The organism is Acinetobacter sp. GN11 (genome assembly GCF_054823985.1).
In genome coordinates this window covers 483-4,295 of record NZ_JRVL01000383.1, presented here as the reverse complement: position 1 = coordinate 4,295, position 3,813 = coordinate 483, and the positions used below count along the sequence as shown (strand labels likewise).

The 3,813-nt window shown below is 30.0% G+C and carries 3 protein-coding genes; all 3 read right to left on the bottom strand.

Going from position 1 to position 3,813, the window contains the following annotated elements:
• On the bottom strand, positions 1–885 hold an 885-nt coding region (locus tag NL42_RS19640; protein ID WP_461314028.1), incomplete at its 3' end, for a UvrD-helicase domain-containing protein.
• Positions 878–3,037: an ATP-dependent nuclease gene (locus tag NL42_RS19635; protein WP_461314027.1), complete on the bottom strand. Its 2,160-nt coding sequence runs from the start codon at positions 3,035–3,037 to the stop codon at positions 878–880. The genes NL42_RS19640 and NL42_RS19635, both read right to left, overlap by 8 nt.
• 165 nt (positions 3,038–3,202) lie before the next feature.
• Positions 3,203–3,757 (bottom strand): TetR/AcrR family transcriptional regulator, encoded by a 555-nt coding sequence (locus NL42_RS19630; protein ID WP_461314026.1) that lies wholly within the window; start codon positions 3,755–3,757, stop codon positions 3,203–3,205.
• Between the last annotated feature and the right edge of the window lie 56 nt (positions 3,758–3,813).

The window sequence follows — 3,813 nt, the reverse complement described above, 5'->3', positions numbered from 1 at the left end:
TTGATTAACTTTAAAGTAATCAAAATACTTAACTATTTTATCTGATGATCGATAATTTTTATCAAGACTTAAAGCTATCAAATCAAAGCCTAATAATTCTTCCAATTTATCCTTGGGCATTGGAAATCCACCCAATGAATCATAAATAGATTGATTAGGATCACCGACTATAAATGCTTTAGTATTCCCACAATTTGATTTTAATATTTCTGAAAGTATATAATATTGTATTTCTTTAGTATCCTGATATTCATCAATTAATATTAATGAAAATATATTACTAAGGGATTTGCTAATAATCGAATTTTTATTAAGTAGATCCCATGAGTATTTCAATATTTGTTCAAAATCAATTTGTTTGTTTTTTGCCAAAATAGTATAATAATCATGCATTATTTTTAATAATGCAGAATGCTTAGCTGTGTCAGTACAAGTCAAATAAATATTATCTGTCCTTGCTATTACACCGCAGTCCCAATAAGTAATTCTTTGATTTTTATAACTTAAACATAATTCTGTTAAAATTCTTTCCGTATCATAGGAATTAATTACACTGAAACCATACTTTAAATTATCCAAATATAGATAGTATGGTCTAAGTATCCAATGTAGGCAAAATGAATGGATTGTACCTATCCAAAGCTGAGTTGTATCGACACCTAAGGCTTCTACTCGCTCTTTAATTTCTTCAGCTGCATTATTAGTATAAGTAATAGCTATAACAAATTTTTTAGTTGACTCAATTTTACTTAACTCAAAAGCAATTTTATAAATAAGGGTTCTTGTTTTACCACTTCCAGGACAGGCAACTAATAAAATGCTATTTTCTTCATAAATAGCATTTTTTTGTTCTTCATTTAGATCATTAGGATTAAAATTAAGCATATTCATACTCGTTGAATAATTTAGTTATGAATAGATAAATTTGGTCATTTTTTATAATCTCGAGTTCATGCAATATTTCAGATAAATCTACCTCTTCACCAGATTTAAATTTTTCTAAAATCACATAAAGAGCAGAAAAGTCATACACACTAGGGGTAATAGTTTCATGTATTTTAACCCGATACTCTATTATATCTGCTATTAATGAAGGAGAATAATCATGCTTAGCAAATATTAAAGCACCCATGATATATTCTGGAATTCTTGTTCCACTAGATAGAACACCACCTAATAGAATTGCAAACCATCCTTTTCCTTCCTGTTTAGCCATAGTCAGTACTCTACGTCCATAAACAGCTACATCTTCACTTTCTAATTCAGCTTTAGCAAGATCACATGTTTCTGGCTTTGTGTAGACATTCTCAACAATATTATGTACTTCCGAAACATTACCAGCTTTAATAAAGTCAACCTCAAATGTATGATCAGCATAAAAAGCTTTTATCCAAATATTATTTTTTTCAAATTCATCTAAAACAATTTTTCTTTCTCCTCCACTTTTTTGTGAAGCTTCTACTTTTCTTTTATATTTTTGATCATTTTCATTATCAGTAGGTAATATTGTTGTATCGCAGATGGCGCGATCAAGATCCGTTAAAATTGCACACTTACGTCTAATTCGATCATTATGAAAAAGTTGCGCAACATTCTCAAAGCCTGTACTACGAATATTAATTAAACTTATTCCAAGCTCATCTATACTTACTCCAAATACTATTTTAATTAAAATAGGTAATAAAATTTCTTCAGCATCACCTTCTACTAATATCACACCTTTTGCAAATAATAGATTAGTTCTTACGGCATCCAAATAACGCTGAACTTGATTAATACTTTTAGGAGAAAGGCCAATAGATGGTTGATAAGTTTCAGAAAAGTTTACTTTTCTACTAATAATATTCATACTTTCAACATTACTTACCTCTGATATTTGAGGCGAATGAGTAGAATAAATAATTTGTGTATTTGAGAAATTTAATTTATCAAATAGTGTCTTTTGGATATGGTTGTGAATATGTGCTTCAGGTTCTTCAATTATTAAAAAATTTGCAAATGCATCCCTAGCTCTTCTATATTTAAATTCAAGTAATTTTAGGGTCAAAAATATAATATTTGCGCCGCCTAAACTTAACTCATGAAGATTTCCTTCGTAGTCTTCTCCCGATTCACCAATAAAAAGTTTTAGTGATTGCAATAACTTTTCAGCTTCATTTGGAACACTAGACCTAATTGATAGTGATGATGGGGAATATGTTCGACCTATTGTACCTAAAATCGTCTCCCTAATATCATCTCTAATTTCTTGAACATCAGAAAGTTTCTCAATACTATTATTCAGCTCTAAAACTAGATCACTAATAGGCTTATATTCTTCTGATTTAATCTCTTCACTTTTTCTTCTAAGCAAAGTTAATAATGGATTTGTCCTATTATTCTTAAAATCACTAACAACATCTCTTAAAGCTTGGATAAAAGTAAATGACATTTCCTTTGATACAGATAGCTGAAGCGGAACTTTTACTCCAAATTTTGAGCAATCAATATCACTAGGAAATTTGATATCTTCAAAATTACCTACCAAAGTATTATAAATTGTTGGATCATTAAAGTTTACGGTGCTTTTACCATGGAATATAGTTTCATAATCATCTTCAATACTTATACTTGATAGTATTTCTTCTAAGCCATCTTTATCACCCTCCTCCAAACTAGCTAGTTTATGTCGAATATGGATTTTAGGTCTAAAGAAAAGTGTATAACTAGCTTTGCTTACAGTATCTGATTCAACCCTTCCTGCCCCGTGGACAAATAAAGATTGTATTGCCTCATTGCTATCTATTTCATCAAATTCAATACTTATAATAATCCAATGTCCTTTCCAATCGCTTCCTAGTTCTCTGTTGAAATCATTCTCATTTAACTTATAAGCGTACTGAATAGCAGAATCATCTAACAATAAGCGTATTGCTTTGAAAAGATTTGTCTTACCCGCACCATTCTCTCCTATAACTGTATTAATACCCTTATTAAATAAAAATGTTGCGTTTTTAAAGTTCCGATAATTGACTAAACTAACTTTTGAAATATGCATAATTAATTTGTATAAATTTTAGTAATTAAATTTGATCAAAAAAAATTATTGATCGTCCCTTTTAATAATTTACAACATTTATATTACAAATAAAAACAGAATATATACTTTTGAATGTACTAATGAGTACAGTTTATTATGAATTTATCATTTTATACATCTAACTTAGCATACGCTTAAGCTTTTCAAAAACACCTCAACCATTCTTTCATCAACCTCATCCGAGCTTAAAAGCTGAATAACAGTGCCTTCAATTAAATATAAAAATAGTTTGGCATCGGTAAAACAAACATCGGGGTTAAGTGTTCTAAGCTGGCTATAAATTTCGTTGGTGAGCCATGTTCTATATCTCACGGCGGTTTGATAGGCTTTTGGATGAGTCAGTTTTGTTTCAAAAATAGCTTTAAATAATAAGTAATACATCCCGTCTAAATCTGCATGTAAAAGATAGAGCTTTTTGAGTTTATCGCTTGCGCTTGTGTCATGGTCATATTCAACAATAGAAACCACTTTTTCTTTTAAGCGCTCTTTTTGCACAATCAGGCAAATTTCAATCAACCGTTCTTTAGAGTGAAAGTAGTTATAAAAAGTTGCTTTGGGTACTCCACACTCTTTCACAAGTCTGTCGATGCCGACTAAATGAAATCCGTTGTAGTGAAATAACTCAATTGCTTTATCTACGACTTTTAATGCACGTGTTGGGAGAACTAAATGTGGCATATTTTTACCGTTATAAAATTATTGTTGTATATAAATGAGATGTAAAAACCGCTGCT

Bases quoted from the DNA above. Each gene is read 5' to 3' on its own strand.
- NL42_RS19630 (WP_461314026.1), bottom strand. From the start codon at position 3,757: ATGCCACATTTAGTTCTCCCAACACGTGCATTAAAAGTCGTAGATAAA.
- NL42_RS19635 (WP_461314027.1), bottom strand. From the start codon at position 3,037: ATGCATATTTCAAAAGTTAGTTTAGTCAATTATCGGAACTTTAAAAAC.